The sequence below is a fragment of the Bariatricus massiliensis genome (assembly GCF_900086725.1).
Taxonomy (GTDB): Bacteria; Bacillota; Clostridia; order Lachnospirales; family Lachnospiraceae; genus Allocoprococcus; species Allocoprococcus massiliensis.
This window is the reverse complement of sequence record NZ_LT574838.1, coordinates 1,673,350-1,688,009: the sequence shown is the minus strand read 5'-3', so window position 1 is coordinate 1,688,009 and position 14,660 is coordinate 1,673,350. Positions and strand designations below refer to the sequence as shown.

The 14,660-nt window shown below is 45.9% G+C and carries 17 protein-coding genes; 12 read left to right on the top strand and 5 right to left on the bottom strand.

Annotated features, from left to right (window positions below):
• Window positions 1–94 precede the first annotated feature (94 nt).
• Complete coding sequence (locus tag BN6465_RS19670; RefSeq protein WP_066738482.1) at window positions 95–415, bottom strand: thioredoxin family protein; 321 nt, start codon at window positions 413–415, stop codon at window positions 95–97.
• A 349-nt stretch (window positions 416–764) separates the two neighbouring features.
• Here BN6465_RS19670 and BN6465_RS19665 point away from each other — a divergent pair, with 349 nt between their 5' ends.
• Entirely contained in the window at window positions 765–1,046 is a 282-nt protein-coding gene (locus BN6465_RS19665) for an autorepressor SdpR family transcription factor (protein WP_066738479.1), read from the top strand.
• Window positions 1,033–1,662, top strand: coding sequence for an SdpI family protein (locus BN6465_RS19660; RefSeq protein ID WP_066738476.1), 630 nt, complete (start codon window positions 1,033–1,035; stop codon window positions 1,660–1,662). Before BN6465_RS19665 ends, BN6465_RS19660 begins: the two co-directional genes overlap by 14 nt.
• A 59-nt stretch (window positions 1,663–1,721) precedes the next feature.
• Here BN6465_RS19660 and trmB read toward each other — a convergent pair whose 3' ends face one another.
• Window positions 1,722–2,378 carry a tRNA (guanosine(46)-N7)-methyltransferase TrmB gene (gene trmB / locus BN6465_RS19655; protein WP_066738473.1) on the bottom strand — a complete coding sequence of 219 codons (657 nt, stop codon included), beginning with the start codon at window positions 2,376–2,378 and terminating at the stop codon, window positions 1,722–1,724.
• Between the two features lie 244 nt (window positions 2,379–2,622).
• Between trmB and BN6465_RS19650 the strand changes: the two genes are divergently transcribed.
• The 10 genes from BN6465_RS19650 to BN6465_RS19605 all read left to right on the top strand — a co-directional run bounded on the left by BN6465_RS19650 (window position 2,623) and on the right by BN6465_RS19605 (window position 12,474).
• Window positions 2,623–2,934 carry a hypothetical protein gene (locus tag BN6465_RS19650; protein ID WP_066738470.1) on the top strand — a complete coding sequence of 104 codons (312 nt, stop codon included), beginning with the start codon at window positions 2,623–2,625 and terminating at the stop codon, window positions 2,932–2,934.
• Between the two features lie 3 nt (window positions 2,935–2,937).
• Window positions 2,938–3,984, top strand: a complete 1,047-nt coding sequence (locus tag BN6465_RS19645) for a V0D/AC39 family V-type ATPase subunit (RefSeq protein ID WP_066738467.1) — start codon at window positions 2,938–2,940, stop codon at window positions 3,982–3,984.
• Complete coding sequence (locus BN6465_RS19640) at window positions 3,981–5,897, top strand: V-type ATP synthase subunit I (protein WP_066738464.1); 1,917 nt, start codon at window positions 3,981–3,983, stop codon at window positions 5,895–5,897. Before BN6465_RS19645 ends, BN6465_RS19640 begins: the two co-directional genes overlap by 4 nt.
• A 17-nt stretch (window positions 5,898–5,914) precedes the next feature.
• A complete protein-coding gene (locus BN6465_RS19635; protein ID WP_066738460.1) occupies window positions 5,915–6,349 on the top strand; it encodes an ATP synthase subunit C in 435 nt (144 codons plus the stop codon).
• Between the two features lie 5 nt (window positions 6,350–6,354).
• On the top strand, window positions 6,355–6,663 hold the full coding sequence (locus BN6465_RS19630) for a V-type ATP synthase subunit F (RefSeq protein ID WP_066738457.1): 309 nt from the start codon (window positions 6,355–6,357) through the stop codon (window positions 6,661–6,663).
• Window positions 6,664–6,688: 25 nt separating this feature from the next.
• Window positions 6,689–7,279, top strand: coding sequence for a V-type ATP synthase subunit E (locus BN6465_RS19625; protein ID WP_066738454.1), 591 nt, complete (start codon window positions 6,689–6,691; stop codon window positions 7,277–7,279).
• A complete protein-coding gene (locus tag BN6465_RS19620; protein ID WP_066738450.1) occupies window positions 7,272–9,038 on the top strand; it encodes a V-type ATP synthase subunit A in 1,767 nt (588 codons plus the stop codon). The genes BN6465_RS19625 and BN6465_RS19620 overlap by 8 nt, the downstream gene beginning before the upstream one ends.
• A 13-nt stretch (window positions 9,039–9,051) precedes the next feature.
• Complete coding sequence (locus tag BN6465_RS19615) at window positions 9,052–10,425, top strand: V-type ATP synthase subunit B (protein WP_066738448.1); 1,374 nt, start codon at window positions 9,052–9,054, stop codon at window positions 10,423–10,425.
• Window positions 10,426–11,109: 684 nt separating this feature from the next.
• Window positions 11,110–11,730, top strand: coding sequence for a V-type ATP synthase subunit D (locus tag BN6465_RS19610; protein WP_066738446.1), 621 nt, complete (start codon window positions 11,110–11,112; stop codon window positions 11,728–11,730).
• 99 nt (window positions 11,731–11,829) lie between these two features.
• Window positions 11,830–12,474 (top strand): adaptor protein MecA, encoded by a 645-nt coding sequence (locus BN6465_RS19605; protein ID WP_066738444.1) that lies wholly within the window; start codon window positions 11,830–11,832, stop codon window positions 12,472–12,474.
• Between the two features lie 59 nt (window positions 12,475–12,533).
• Here the strand turns inward: BN6465_RS19605 and BN6465_RS19600 are convergent, their stop codons facing one another.
• Genes BN6465_RS19600 through BN6465_RS19590 form a run of 3 tightly spaced genes read right to left on the bottom strand, consistent with a single transcriptional unit; the run spans window position 12,534 to window position 14,555 of the window.
• The gene (locus tag BN6465_RS19600; protein ID WP_066738442.1) at window positions 12,534–13,382 is read right to left on the bottom strand and encodes an aminotransferase class IV; all 849 of its coding nucleotides are present in this window, start codon (window positions 13,380–13,382) and stop codon (window positions 12,534–12,536) included.
• A 23-nt stretch (window positions 13,383–13,405) separates the two neighbouring features.
• Complete coding sequence (locus tag BN6465_RS19595; RefSeq protein ID WP_066738438.1) at window positions 13,406–13,864, bottom strand: Lrp/AsnC family transcriptional regulator; 459 nt, start codon at window positions 13,862–13,864, stop codon at window positions 13,406–13,408.
• Window positions 13,845–14,555, bottom strand: coding sequence for an L-2-amino-thiazoline-4-carboxylic acid hydrolase (locus BN6465_RS19590; RefSeq protein ID WP_066738435.1), 711 nt, complete (start codon window positions 14,553–14,555; stop codon window positions 13,845–13,847). Before BN6465_RS19590 ends, BN6465_RS19595 begins: the two co-directional genes overlap by 20 nt.
• Window positions 14,556–14,660 lie beyond the last annotated feature (105 nt).

Here is a 14,660-nt window from a genome sequence, read left to right as displayed (position 1 = left end):
TCTTTATTATCTAACCATAGAAGACGGACGGCAGGTTGTGAGGACCTGCCGTCCGTCGCTCTTAATTTCCAAACAAATATGAGTGTTTACACAGTTATCTCAGCATATCCGCAATTCGCTCTTCCAGTATTTTTTCAGAGATTACACCGGTAGTATACCCCATGATTTCTCCGTGCCGATATATGACAAAGGTGGGGACGGTCTCGACCCCGAGGTCCTCAGCAATTTTTTCGCAGATATCAATGTCCACTTTTTTAAAAATGTAAATTCCACGGCAGCGTCTGGCAAGGCGCTCTACCACGTCTTTCATCATCTGGCATTTCGGGCACCACTCAGCGTAGAATTCAACTACGACAGGGAGACGTTCATTGGTAACTTCTGCTGTATAATCATGGGTAATTGGCTTGATTGACATATATATCCCCCGTTTACGCCTAAAGCTTAAGGCATGCACTTCGGATTCAGGATATGATATACTTCCCAGAAGGACTTACGCAGGCAGATCAGCCGCTTATTAAGCTTCTGGTTATCGTAGCAGAAACAACGCATGGTGTTGTGGATTTTTCGTTTATGTTTCATGATGTGCACATGCCTCGCTCTTATGTGTTCTCTGTTTATTATATGCGGAGGAATGAAGGATGTTACTTGAGAGAATAAAAAGTATTTAGAAAATTATCTAAATAGGTATTGACACCAATGCAGTACCATGATATAAAGTATTTAGAAGGATATCTAAATAGTTCCTTTAAAGGAGATGATAAGCAATGAGCTTTGCCGAGACGTTTAAAGCACTTTCCGACCCGGTGCGGAGAGAGATACTGGTACTCCTTAAGGGCGGCCGAATGTCCGCTGGAGAGATAGGAAGTCATTTTGACATGACAGGGGCAACTATATCATATCACTTGAGTGTCTTGAAAAAGGCAGATCTTGTCTGGGAGACGAAGGAGAAGAATTTTGTTTATTATGAGTTGAATACTTCCGTGGTGGAAGAGATAATGGTGTGGCTGTCAGAATTAAGAGGAGGGCATGGAAATGATGAAGTATAAAAAAACAATTATTTTGACTAGCATTATTGTAGTACTGCCTATGATTGCGGGACTGATTCTGTGGAAACAACTGCCTGATACTATGGCGGTCCATTTTGGAACAGACAATTCGCCCAATGGGTGGAGTAGCAAACCTTTTGCGGTAATTGGGCTTCCTGTGCTTATGCTGGCGGTACACTTGATATGTGTGGGGATAACATTGAATGACCCCAAGAGAAAGAATATTAGTGAAAAGATGAAAGGGCTTATATTTTGGATTGTTCCGGTTGTGTCACTTATCTGTAATATCAGCATCTATATGGCGGCATTGGGGAAAAAAATCAATATAGGCATGATTACCGGATGTGCAGTAGGATTCGTATTTGTGCTGGTTGGCAATTATATGCCTAAGTTAAAACAAAATTATACAGTTGGAATTAAGCTGCCATGGACGCTCTCCAGTGAAGAGAATTGGAACAAGACCCATCGTCTGGCCGGATGGCTCTGGATACTGGCCGGAACAGCGCTTATGGCGGCAGGGATACTTGATGTCGGAAATGCGGTGATAGTTATTATTTTGGCGATAATGCTTATACCGGCAGCATATTCTTTTATACTGTATAAGAAGGGAATCTAACTCAATATTGGAATATAAAAAGAAGGTGCTTCCTGTCGGTTGATGGAAGCACCTTTTTGTTATTGTCTCATCGCTATCAGCTTGTGGATAGGATGTCCCAGCCCGGAGAACTTCTCTTCATACTCCGTCATGACGTTCCCTCTGCTGAGTGTTGGGTCGTTGTGCAAGTCAAAAGTCTTGGCCAGCAGTATCCAGCCTGCCAGATCTACCTGCTCCAAAGAGAATTCGAACAATTCTTTGTTGTCCGTCTTGAATTCTACAACGCCGTCAAAGGCGAGTATCTTATCATACCGCTCAAAGTATTCACGGGATGTAAGCCTTCTCTTGGCATGACGCGCCTTCGGCCACGGGTCGGAAAAGTTCAAGTAGATTTTATCCAGCTCTCCGACGGCAAAAACGTTGGGGAGCTCTTTGGCATCCATGCAGATAAAACGGATATTGGTCAAATCCTTATATTCTTCGTCGTTGTCCAAATGCTCTAAAGCGCGGACAAGAACGCTGGAGTAGCGCTCAATGCCGATGTAGTTGATATTCGGATTTTCTTTTGCCAGTGTGAGAATGAACTTTCCTTTTCCCATACCGATTTCAATATGGATGGGATTCTCTGAGTGTTCAAAGGTCTCCTTCCAGCTTCCGCGGTATCTGGTTTCATTTTTTATGACAAGGGGGTGGGCGGTGAGATAAGCGTCCGCTCCCGGTACATTTCGTAGCCGCATATTGTATCCTCATTTCTCTTTCCATAGATAAAAATACACTTCTTTTTAGAATAAAGGTGCATCATTTATTTTACACTATAGGCAGGAGATTGGAAACATGGAAAATGAAATTGGTTAAAATTCATAATTTTCAACAAAAATACAGAAAATTTTTGAGGAAAATGTAGTATTTATTTAGTGGAAAACGTAAATCAATAGGAGTAGAATAAGGTTATGTTTGGAGAATATGGAAGGAGCCCTTATTATGGATACAATCGTGAAAAAACTTTCTGAGATTGAACACGCTGCGGAAGCAGTTGTCTCCCATGCTGAAGAGCAGAAAGCAGAGCTTGAGAAGGAGATACAGGCAGAACGCGATGCTTACGATGAGGAGCTGGAGCGGAAGACGCAGGGGCAGCTTCAGGCGATACGGAGCGGTCTGGAAAGGCAGATGGAAGAGGTCCTGAAAAAGCAGGAAGAGAAAAACCAGTCTGCCATCGAGCAGATTAGACGTGACTTTGAGGAGAAGCATACTATTTATGCGACGGAAATCGTAAAGCATATTATCGAGGGATAGCATATGGGAAATTTATTGGCATACAGTGGACTTGTAACCAAAGTCCGTGCAATGCAGGCAAAGCTGCTGACAGAGGAAGATTTCCAAAATATCGCCAATTTAAAGACTGTGACAGAAATTGTCTCGTATCTGAAAGGCAAGCCGGCTTATGAGCCGCATCTGAAAGATATTGACGAGGATAAGCTTCACAGGGGAGATATTGAAAAGATATTGATACAATCCCTTTACAGTGATTATATCAGGCTCTACCGTTTTTCAGGGATGACCCAGAAAAGATTTTTGGAGCTTTATTTAAAACGGTATGAAGTCAACTTGATCAACTACTGTCTTAGAATTGTATTTAACCACTATGAGCAGCCTTTTGACCTGAATTATAAAAAGTCATTTTTTGATCAGTATTCAAGCCTTACAATCGACAGGCTCATCACTTCGAAAAATGTACATGAGCTTGTAGAGAATCTTCAGGGGACGGAATACTACAGCGCCCTAAAGAAGTTGGAAGACGCAAAGGAAACAACTCTTTTCGACTATGATTTAGCGCTGAATCTCTACTATTTCACAACGATGTGGAAGACGCGGAAAAAGATACTCAAAAAAAGAGAATTAGATATCTATACGCGGGATTGTGGAACGAAAATCGATCTTCTGAATCTTCAGTGGATTTACCGTGCGAAGAAATACTATCATATGCTTCCGCCCGATATTTACTCTCTCTTGATACCGATTCATTATCGAATTCACATAGATTTGCTGAAGGAGCTGGTCGAGACTCCCTCTCTGGATGAATTCATGAAATCGGCTGAGAAGACGGCTTATGCCCGCAAGTTCAATTTGACAAAGAACCTGACTATAGAGAAAATGTACAAAGATTGTCTGTATAAGCTCTACCTTGCGGACAGAAGAAGCAATCCTTATTCGATTGCGGCTGTGAATACCTATCTCTTCCTCAAAGAGGAGGAGCTGGAAAAGTTAACAACGGCTCTTGAGTGTGTCCGCTATGGACTGCCCGCCCGGGAGACGCTTAATTACATTGGAGGTGTGGCGAAATGATAGTAAAGATGAAGTTCTTAAGTATTACCGGGCCGAGAACGGACATCGACAGAGTAACGAACTTATATCTTTCAAAATATGAGATGCAGTTGGAAAATGCACTGACTGAACTGAAGACGGTGGATAATCTGCTTCCGTTCCTGGAGGTGAACCCCTATAAGGATCCGCTGGCCAAGGTGAAGCAGTTTCTTTCTTATCTTCCTGAGCTGGAGACGGAGCCTTCTTTTACGCTGGAAGAGCATGAGATGATGGAGATGATACGCTCCGTGAACCATGATTATATGGAATTTCAGGAGAGCAAAGAGGGATTGAAGAAAAAGAGGGAAGAGCTGGCCGAGCGGATGAGAGCGGTGGAGCCCTTTGCACCTCTGGATTTCGAACTGCATGATATTCTGCAGTTCAAATACATCAAGTTCAGATTTGGCAGAATCAGCGTAGACTATTATCACCGGCTGGAGCGCTCGCTTCTCGGAGACATCGACGCAGTATTTGTGGAGGGCGCCAGAGATGAGAACTATGTATACGGCATCTACTTTGTGTCGGACGCGGAGTCCGGGAAAATTGATTCCATGATGAAATCCCTCCACTTTGAGAGAATCAGTTTGACAGAAGATTTTGGAGGCACGCCGCTCGAGGCTTACCGGAAGCTGGAAAAGGATGTGTCGGATATCAATGATGACATTAATAAGATAAAGCAGAAGCGGCAGCAGATGTTCCGCGAACATGCATCAGATCTTCTCGGCGCACAGATTACATTGGAGCGTTTGTCAAAGAACTTCGATATCCGGAAATATGCGGCCAGAACCGAGGAGGAGAAAGAAGACTATTATATCCTCTGCGGCTGGATGGCCGAGGACGACGTGAGGGCCTTTATCGAAGAGGCGAAGAATGATCCGAGAATCTATATCGTGGTGGAAGAGGATAAAGAGCAGTTCTTCGGAGAACCGCCCACGAAGCTGAAAAACCCGAAGCTGTTCAAGCCTTTCGAGATGTTTACAAAGATGTATGGGCTGCCAAAGAGCGGCGAGATGGATCCCACCGTATTTGTGGGCCTAACCTATACCTTTATTTTTGGCGCGATGTTCGGCGACGTGGGTCAGGGACTTTTACTTTTCATCGGAGGAGGCCTTATCTATTTGAAGAAAAAGGCGAATCTGGCAGGTATTATCTCTCTGGCCGGTGTATTTTCTACTTTCTTCGGATTTATGTTCGGCAGCATTTTTGGATTCGAAGATATTATTGAGGCAAGGTGGATACGGCCGATTGAACATATGACTAACCTTCCGTTTATCGGGAAGCTGAATACTGTATTTATCGTATCTATCGGCTTCGGTATGCTGATTATAATTATTTCCATGATTCTGCATATTGTAAATGCTTTGCGGGCCCATGATACAGAAAATGTTTGGTTCGACGCCAATGGTCTGGCGGGACTCATTTTCTACAGTGCAGTCGTAGCAGTCGTGGCATTGTTCATGACGGGGCACGCGATGCCAGGCGGAATTGTGATGTTGATTATGTTTGGTGTTCCTCTGCTTTTGATTGCGCTGAAGGAACCGCTGACAAGAAAGATAACGAAAAGTGCTAAGAAGATGGAAGAAAGCAAGGCAATGTTCGTCACGCAGGCATTCTTTGAACTGTTCGAGACACTGCTGAGTTATTTTTCTAACACGCTATCTTTCATCCGTATCGGCGCTTTTGCAGTGAGCCATGCATCGATTATGCAGGTGGTGCTCATGCTCGCCGGGGCGGAGACCGGAAAGATTAACTGGGCCGTGATGATTCTGGGAAATATATTTGTTTGTGGATTCGAAGGACTGATTGTTGGTATTCAGGTACTTCGTCTTGAGTATTATGAGATGTTCAGCCGATTCTATAAAGGCAGTGGACGGGAATTTAAGAAAACAATTTAAAGCAGGAGGTAATTATTATGAATTTAGCAACAAAGTTAGTATTGGTGGCCGCATTGGTTTTGAGTATCTTTATTCCATTTGGATATTATCTTATCGGAGAGCGCAATAAAGGCCGCTATAAGACTGCGCTGGGCGTGAATGTGTTCTTCTATTTTGGTACATTTTTAGTTGCTGCAATCATGTTGTTCGGCGGGGTGAGCGTCCATGCTGCAGACGGGGCAGGCAGCGGTTCTTTGGCAGTAGGATTAGGCTATATCGCAGCCGCATTGGTTACCGGTTTATCCTGTATCGGCGGTGGTATTGCTGTGGCAAGTGCGGCGAGCGCGGCGCTTGGAGCTATCAGTGAAGACTCCAGTGTCCTTGGTAAGTCGCTCATTTTCGTAGGTCTTGCAGAAGGTGTCTGCCTGTATGGTCTGATTATCTCCTTCATGATCTTGAGCAAGCTGGGTTAATTAAGATGAAAATGTATTTAATCAGTGATAATGTAGATACCTATACTGGGATGCGCCTTGCCGGGGTGGACGGCGTGGTCGTGCACGAGCGTGAGGAACTAAGGCAGGCTCTGGAGACTGCTATGAGCGACAGCTCAATCGGGATTGTACTTTTGACTGAAAAGTTCGGAAGAGAGTTTCCGGATATGATCGATGAAATCAAGCTGAAAAGAAAGATGCCTCTGCTGATAGAAATCCCAGACAGGCACGGAACCGGACGTAAAAAGGACTTTATCACATCCTATGTAAATGAAGCAATTGGACTGAAATTGTAACAAGAAAGTAAAGAAGGTGATTCAATTGACTCTGGACGAAAAGATTACGCATCTTCAAGAAACCGTGATGACAGAAGCACGGGCGGAGGGGAATGCGATTATTGAAAATCATAGAAAGACGCTGGAATCTTTATTCGAAAAGCATAAAGAGGAAGCGGAGCGGCAGTCGGAAATCAGAATTCAATCAGAGACGACCAATGCAAGACGACAGCTCAATCAGGCGGCGGCGAAGGCACAGACAGAGCTGAAGCGCGCCATGGGAAAATGTCAGAGCGAGTTGAAGGTTAAGCTGTTTGAGGAGGTCAAAGAGCTTCTTATAGATTACACAAAGACAGAAGAATATCTGGATTATCTGTCTAAGCTGATAACTCAGGCCGCTGTTTTTGCGGAGGGAAAGGGGCTTACTCTGTATATTACCCCTTCTGATGAGGATAAAATCGAGGAGCTGGAAGACCGCACAGGCATGCATCTGACGGTCAGTGGATATGATTTTATGGGAGGGCTCAGGGCAGTCATTCAGGACAGGAACGTCCTCATTGACCATTCTTTCCAGACCGCTCTGGAATCAGAATATCAGAAGTTCCGTTTTGGAGCAGGAGGTGTAGGCATTGCATAAGACAGGAAGTATATATGGGATTAACGGGCCGGTCATCTACCTAAAAGGCAACACGGGCTTTATGATGTCTGAGATGGTGTATGTTGGGGAAGAAAAGCTGGTGGGGGAAGTCATTTCTTTGGATAAGGATATGACTACCATTCAGGTATATGAAGAGACTTCGGGACTGCGTCCGGGAGAAATCGTGGAGGCCTCAGGAAGCCCGGTATCGGTAACGCTTGCACCGGGAATTATTGACAATATTTTTGATGGAATCGAGCGCCCGCTGGAACGGATAGCAGATACCGGCGGAGCGTTTATCACACGGGGCGTGAGCGTGGATTCGCTTGACCGTGATAAATTGTGGGATACACATATGACGGTGTCTGTGGGAAGTGAGCTGCACGGCGGCGACATTATTGCAGAGGTGCCGGAGACGAGGGCTATCGTCCATAAATGTATGGTTCCTCCGGGAATGTGCGGTACGGTGACCGATGTGGTTCCGGACGGCCAGTATACCATTGACGAAGTTCTGCTGACGCTTAAGACACCGGAAGGCGAGACAAAGAAACTGACAATGACGCAGAAGTGGCCCATCCGGACTGCCCGTCCTACAAGCCACCGCTTTCCGGCCAGCGTGCCTCTTGTTACCGGCCAGAGAATACTGGATACGATGTTTCCCATTGCCAAGGGCGGCACTGCGGCGATTCCGGGTGGATTCGGTACGGGAAAGACTATGACACAGCATCAGATTGCCAAGTGGTCCGACGCAGATATCATTATCTATATCGGCTGTGGCGAGCGTGGAAATGAGATGACACAAGTTCTGGAAGAATTTTCACAGCTGGTGGACCCGAAGAGCGGCAATCCGCTGATGGACAGGACCACACTGATCGCGAATACATCCAACATGCCTGTGGCGGCCCGTGAAGCTAGTATTTACACTGGTCTTACACTGGCGGAGTACTACCGGGACATGGGGTATGACGTGGCAATCATGGCGGACTCTACCTCACGGTGGGCGGAGGCTCTGCGAGAATTGTCCGGCCGTCTGGAGGAGATGCCGGCGGAAGAAGGATTCCCGGCCTATCTGGCCAGCAGGCTGTCCGCGTTCTATGAGCGCGCAGGGATGATGCACAATCTGAACGGTACAGACGGCTCTGTGACAATTATCGGCGCGGTATCCCCGCAGGGCGGAGACTTTTCAGAACCGGTCACACAGAACACCAAGCGTTTTGTACGTTGTTTCTGGGGACTGGATAAGAGTCTTGCCTATTCCAGACATTTTCCGGCCATTCACTGGCTTACGAGCTACAGTGAGTATCTGACGGATCTGGCCGCATGGTATCACGACAATGTGTCTCCGAAGTTTGTAGACTACCGAAACCGTCTGATGGCCCTGCTGAATCAGGAGAGCAGCCTGATGGAGATTGTAAAGCTGATAGGAAGCGATGTGCTGCCGGACGACCAGAAGCTGGTGCTTGAAATTGCGAGAGTTATCCGGCTTGGTTTTCTTCAGCAGAATGCGTTCCACAAGGATGACACCTGTGTTTCCTTGCAGAAGCAGTATAAAATGATGGAAATTATTTTATATCTATATAAACGATGCAGAGAATTAATAGCTATGAATATGCCGATGTCCGTGCTGAAGGAGGAGAACATCTTTGAGCGTGTCATCGCCATTAAATATGACGTTCCCAATGACAATATGCAGCTGTTGGATCAGTATATGGTGGATATAGATAATTTTCATAACACGATAATGGAAAAGAACGCGTAAGGAGGAAGCGTAGATGTCAATAGAATATTTGGGATTAAGCAGCATAAACGGTCCTCTGATTGCACTGGAAGGTGTGCAGGACGCTTTTTTTGACGAGATTGTAGAATTTGTTGTAGATAAAAATGAACATAAAATGGGGCGTATTGTTGAGGTTTACGAGGATAAAGCGGTGATACAGGTATTTGAGGGGACGGAAAAGATGTCCCTGATCAATACCCATACAAGGCTTACCGGGCATCCGATGGAGATTGCGCTTTCACCCGAAATGCTTGGCCGTACTTTTAACGGTATCGGGGAGCCCATCGACGATCTGGGGCCGATTAACGCTGATAAGATTCGGGATGTGAATGGACTGCCGCTGAATCCGGTGCGCAGAGAATATCCGAGAAACTATATCCGTACCGGTATTTCCGCTATTGATGGGCTGACAACACTGATTCGAGGACAGAAGCTTCCTATCTTTTCGGGAAACGGACTTCCACACGACCAGCTGGCCGCCCAGATTGTGAAACAAGCTTCTCTGGGCGATAATTCGGATGAGGAGTTCGCGATTGTATTTGCCGCTATGGGCGTAAAGCATGACGTGGCAGATTTCTTCCGGCGTACCTTTGAGGAGAGCGGTGTGGCAGACCATGTGGCTATGTTTCTGAACATGGCAAACGACCCGGTGGTGGAGCGTCTGATTACCCCTAAGGTGGCACTGACACTTGCAGAATATCTGGCATTTGAGAAAAACATGCACATTCTTGTTATTCTTACAGACATGACATCCTTTGCAGAAGCCATGCGTGAAGTGTCCTCCTCCAAGGGAGAGATTCCAAGCCGTAAAGGATTCCCGGGATATCTGTACAGTGAACTTGCGACCATCTATGAGCGTGCAGGCATCGTGCAGGGCGTAAACGGCTCCGTGACACAGCTGCCCATACTCACCATGCCCAATGACGATATCACACACCCTATCCCGGATCTGACCGGATATATTACAGAGGGACAGATTGTACTGGACCGCAATCTTCACGGACAGTCCATCTACCCGCCAATCAGTATCCTGCCGTCCCTTTCCCGTCTCATGAAAGACGGCATAGGAGCAGGGTATACAAGAGACGATCATCAAGATTTGGCCAACCAGCTCTTCTCCGCATACGCCAAAGTAGGCGAGGCCAGAAATCTTGCCTCCGTTATCGGAGAAGACGAACTCTCAGATTTAGATAAAAAATATCTAGAATTCGGCAAAGAATTCGAAAAACGCTACATCGGCCAAGGCCCCAACGAAAACCGCAGCATACAAGAAACACTAGACCTAGGCTGGGATCTCCTAAGAATCCTACCCAAAGAAGAACTAGACCGAGTAGACACAAAAATACTAGAACAATACTATTCGCGATAAGCAGACTGAACCAGAAGCAGGAACAGAAGACGACGTGCTGGCACGTCAGTCGTCTGAGAGTGCTTCTGCCGAAGGAGCAACGCGACTGAGGGAAACCGGAGGTTTCGCGAGGTTCAGTCGTCTCAAGAACCAGAAGCAGGAACAGAAGACGACGTGCTGGCACGTCAGTCGTCTGAGAGTGCTTCTGCCGAAGGAGCAACGCGACTGAGGGAAACCGGAGGTTTCGCGAGGTTCAGTCGTCTCAAGAACCAGAAGCAGGAACAGAAGACGACGTGCTGGCACGTCAGTCGTCTGAGAGTGCTTCTGCCGAAGGAGCAACGCGACTGAGAGAAACCGAAGGTTTCGCGAGGTTCAGTCGTCTCAAGAACCAGAAGCAAGAGTAGAATACGACGTGCTGGCACGTCGGTCGTCTGAGAGTGCTTCTGCCGAAGGAGCAACGCGACTGAGAGAAACCGAAGGTTTCGCGAGGTTCAGTCGTCTCAAGAACCAGAAGCAAGAGCAGAATACGACGTGCTGGCACGTCAGTCGTCTGAGAGTGCTTCTGCCGAAGGAGCAACGCGACTGAGAGAAACCGGAGGTTTCGCGAGGTTCAGTCGTCTCAAGGACCAGAAGCAAGAGCAGAATACGACGTGCTGGCACGTCAGTCGTCTGAGAGTGCTTCTGCCGAAGGAAAGGAGGTAGTTTATGGATCCACGTACATTTCCTACAAAGGGTAATTTAATACTTGCGAAAAATTCTCTTGTGCTTGCGCGTCAGGGTTATGAACTGATGGATAAGAAGCGGAATATCTTAATAAGAGAGCTTATGGATTTGATCGATGAGGCCAAGGATATTCAGGAGGAAATAGACAGTACCTTCACCTATGCTTATCAATGTCTGCAGCGGGCTAATATTGAGCACGGTATCAGTACGGTTGCTGAGCTGGCCTATACGGTTCCTATCGAGGATTCTATCAAGATTCAGACCCGCAGTATTATGGGAACGGAGATTCCGCTGGTAAAATACAAAGATGAAGTGAACCGGCCAACGTATGCTTTCAGCACATCCCGTGAGTCGATCGATGTGGCGCGGGAGGCTTTCCGGCAGGTGAAGGATTTGACGGTGAAGCTGTCGCAGGTGGAGAATTCGGCATACCGCCTTGCGACTAACATTAAGAAGACGCAGAAGAGGGCAAATGCGCTGAAGAATATAACTATCCCGACTTATGAGGGATTGGTGTACAGTATTACCAACGCGCTGGAAGAGAAGGAAAGAGAAGAATTTACCCGTCTTAAAGTTATTAAAAGGATGAAAAGTAAATCTTAAAGTAATATAAAGTTCGGAAAACATATTGACATAACCTCCAATTGTTATATAATAAATAGAACAAAAGACAAAACATATAGTTAGTCAGGGGGTGAGCGTATGACTTTTTGGAAGATTACAGATACCCGTATGAACTGCCTGATATCACATCAAGAGATTCAGGCGTTAGGGTATGATTTGGCAGAATTGACTCAGAACCAAGAACGTACACAGGAATTCTTGGATATACTTGTGAAAAAGGGGAAAGAAGTTCTAGGGATTAATATCGACAACGGTGTACAGAGCTTTTATGGTACGTTTCTTCCGGATAAAAGTCTGCTGCTGTCCATATCCTGTGGAGATATAGAGGAAGAGCTTGATGAAGAAGAGACTGCGGATTTACAGCGGGAATACCGCCTGCCACTGCTTCCCTTGGAGGAGGGAGACTACGAAGGCGATCTAATATCTTATCAGATTTTATTCCCGTCGTTAGACTATGTCATACAGTTTTGTCAAGTATTCGGCACAGGAAAGGCAGCGCAGAGCCGTCTTTATGAACATGACGATATATACTATCTGTTGATGGAGTTTGAGAATACCGAAGCCGGACGGAACTCGGCAAATAAAATCATTTCCGCAGAGGAGTTCGGAGGCTTGGTAGAGAAAGAAGCGATTTCTGAGTTGTTTTTGAAGGAACATGAGAGTTGTATTATAGAGGAAGGCGCGGTGGAAGCACTGTGCAACACCTTTGGAAAGACTCTGTAGGATAATATGGACTGGGCAGCCAATTATGGCTGCCCTTTTCTTTATACCATAATAAACATCTAAGCTTCTTCTTTGGTGGCGTCCCAAAATTCTTCTAAAAGTGCCTTGCGGATTGTTTCCAGAAGTTCGGCCTGTCTGCCGCCGACTGGACGGCCGTCTATCTCGCAGGCGTGAAGACATAGATTGCTGGAGCTTGTTACAATCACTTCTTCGGCGTTATATAAATCTTCCAATGTATAAGGAGTCTCGTTTACCGGGATACCCAGTTCTTTGCATTTGCGGATTAAATGTGCCCTTGCAATGCCCGGAAGAATCAGATTATCGGCCGGCGCGGTCACAAGCGTGCCGTTCCTGATGATATGGCAGTTGCTGTGCGCGCACTCAGTGACCCTTCCGCCGGGGCGGTAAAAGACTGCTTCCTGACATCCTGCCTGACGGGCTTTCTCGGATGCTACGCAGGAAGGAATCAGGTTCAACGTTTTAATATTGCAGTGAAGAAAGCGGGTATCTTCCGTGGTGATTAATTTGATTGGCTTTATTCCGTCGCTGATTTCTGCCGGTTTAAGCATCACCCATAGATTTCCGGTTCCTTCCGGGTACACATGATTGCGGATTCCGGTTCCTCTTGTCACCTGATAGTAGACAAACAGATTGCCGGTATCCATTTTTGCCACCAAATCCTCCAGAAGTTCTTTTAACTCCTGTTTTGTTACTGGAATTTTCATATCCAGAAGTCCTGCATTTCTATAAAAGCGGTCTATATGCTCATCAATTGCAAAAATCTTATAATTCCGGCAGGGCCCAGCGTCATACACTCCGTCACCGAACCAGCAGACGCGGTCATTCATGGGGATGGTCATCTCGTCCAACTCACCGTATTTACCATTATAATATCCCAAGGTCTTCATAAAATAATCCTCACTTTAGTTCTTTATTCCTCTTCTGCCGAAGGCAGAGAAGAGTAGATATTTTTAATATTCCGCAGCACGATATGCGTCTTTGTTGAGCGTACGCCCTCCTGATCTTTGATCCATTTATGGATTTGCTCTAAATGCTCGGAGGAACGGCAGCTTATCTTGATCATGAAATCAAAATCTCCGGTCAGATAGTAACAGGATATAATATTGGGATGCTCCATTATTTTTGTCGAAAAAGATTCATTGTATCTGGGATGGTCGAGGCTGATTTCCATGAGAGCCGTCAAATCATTGCCGACCTTGTGCTCGTTTGTTATGATAGTATAAGCTTCTATCACACCGGAGCTTTCCATTTTGCGGATACGCTCGATTACAGTTGAGACGGACAGATGAATCTCTTTACTTATATCGGACGCTTTTTTGCGGGCGTTTTTTTTCAATATATTAAGTATTTCATAATCCAGTGAATCCATGCTGTACTCCCTTCAGTACATCGAAATATTCTTGTCCGAATATTTGGATATATTCATCGATGGCTTTCTGCACAGCTTCTTCTCCTATATCGCCGAGACATTCTTTTAGTTTATTTCCAACCGTATGAAGAAGGTGGGCTGTATGGAAGTTGAAATCTTTCGTGCAGGAAGTCCCGATTTCGGCCTTCCGTTTTTCCAGATTGCGGACATCTTCAAGTGTCAGGGGATGGCCCCAGTCAAATTCGCACCGTGTTCCTCCAAAGCTTAGAGTATCTTTGAGAATGTGACATGAAAAATCAGGGCGGAATCCTTGATATACGGCATTGTCTACGTTGACGCAATAATACTTTCCATATGCAAGCAGTCCATGCTTTTTCCATGCTTCACACCAGGCACATTTCGTGACATAGGTCTGGAATGTAGGTTCTGTCTGGAGCCAGCCACATTCCATCTGGCCTTCATAATCGGGCAGCCATTCTCCGTAGACTTGACTCGTCATTGTTGTCAGTTCATCACCATGGGCGGCAGCGTTGGCTGCCATTCGTGCGCCACGTTCTCTGCCGTATGCAATCATTCCTGCCTGAATGGCATCCTTCCCCTCATCTCCGGCCAAGGTCATGGCATATTTAGATAAAAGAGCAAAAAGCACTGCGTGGTGTTCAATTTTACAAGAAATCGTTTCTGATGACATGGTTCTCCTCCTTTGTAAAGCTAATACTTATATTATACGCCACTTTTTATAAGCATGGAAGAAGATTTGTATTACTCTTGCGAGAAAATGAATTCCTATGATACA